The sequence below is a fragment of the Vibrio sp. 10N.222.49.A3 genome, assembly GCF_041475145.1.
In the GTDB taxonomy this organism is placed as follows: Bacteria; Pseudomonadota; Gammaproteobacteria; order Enterobacterales; family Vibrionaceae; genus Vibrio; species Vibrio tasmaniensis_A.
This window is the reverse complement of the sequence record NZ_JBFRVM010000323.1, coordinates 1-1,222: the sequence shown is the minus strand read 5'-3', so window position 1 is coordinate 1,222 and position 1,222 is coordinate 1. Positions and strand designations below refer to the sequence as shown.

Here is a 1,222-nt window from a genome sequence, read left to right as displayed (position 1 = left end):
AAACCAAACTCAGCGATGTACTCTCTATGCTGCGCAAGCTGGTGTGCATTGGCAAGGTGAGTAAGGTGGATGCCGAGCTAAGGCGCGTCAAAGTGACCTTCCCAGGGCTGCGTTACCCTGAGTCAGATTGGTTGCCTGTGCTGGGGCTACGAAGTAAGAGCGTCAGTATTTCGTGTAACCTTGAGCCAGGTGAACAGGTGCTGTGCCTGTTCATCCCTAGCGGTTCAATGATGTCTGGTTTTGTGCTTGGATCGATGGCGAACAAATCAGCAAAGCCCTATATCGCGAATGTCGATAAGTTTGGTGTCCGATTTAAAGACGGCACGCTTTTGGAGTATGACCAAAGTAGTGCCACGGGTGTATTAAAAATCAAAGGTAGTGAACCTGCTCTCATCGTAAACGAGTCCGGTGTAACCATTGATAGCCCTAAATACACCGTCAATGCGCCGACCATTTTACTCAATGGTCAAACCCATATTACCAAAGCGCTGACGGGGGATATGACAGCAACATTTACCGGACTCGTCGGGGCCGCAGGATATGGCAGTACAACGGGGGGCGCAGCCGTGATGAGCAGCGGTGCCACCATGAAAGGGTCAGTGACCATCAATGGTGTTACGGTCGCCGTGGTTAGCCATAAACACAATGACGCAGAAGGCAGACCAACGTCCACCGCAAATCAATAAATGACAAAACGCCCTCAGAGCGATTCTGAGGGCGCTTAATTTCTATCTGGTGTGAATGTTCAAATAATTTTATTCAAACTCATTCAAACCGGATTTCAAACGAATTCAAACGGGGTACGCATGACCTACTCACTCAAATTTGCAGGAAGCGGACGAAACACCGATTTAGTGGCCGATATCAAGCAGTCACTTTTTATGATTGTGTACACAGGCAAAGGTGAACGTATTTATATGCCGGATTACGCCGCGGATGCCTTAGAGTACATTGATAAGCCTCAATGGGAAGTGCAAGGGTTGAAAGTATCTATTGCTGAATCGGTGGCTAAGTATGAGCCTCGAGTCAAACTCGACAGTATTGTGGTGACTCAAACCGATTTGCCACAGGGCATTATTGGCATTAAGCTTTCTTGCCAAATCCTCGCCACGGGGCAAAGTGACGTGTTCGATTTTACCAACGCTTAAGCCTGCCGAACGGAAATTACCCCTCCAATAATCTCAGATACTGACTCGACTGATTAACAGGAGACAGTATCCAT

At 48.0% G+C, this 1,222-nt stretch carries 2 protein-coding genes; both read left to right on the top strand.

All coding sequences use genetic code 11. The features are described 5' to 3' along the window. The coding region (locus tag AB4589_RS25385; protein WP_372101956.1) for a phage baseplate assembly protein V at positions 1-686 on the top strand (686 nt) is incomplete at its 5' end. A gap of 120 nt (positions 687-806) precedes the next feature. Then, positions 807-1,148 carry a GPW/gp25 family protein gene (locus tag AB4589_RS25380; RefSeq protein WP_048615433.1) on the top strand — a complete coding sequence of 114 codons (342 nt, stop codon included), beginning with the start codon at positions 807-809 and terminating at the stop codon, positions 1,146-1,148. Positions 1,149-1,222 lie beyond the last annotated feature (74 nt).

What these genes read in the sequence shown, in the direction of transcription:
- AB4589_RS25380 (WP_048615433.1), top strand. Translation starts at nt 807, where the DNA reads ATGACCTACTCACTCAAATTTGCAGGAAGCGGACGAAACACCGATTTA.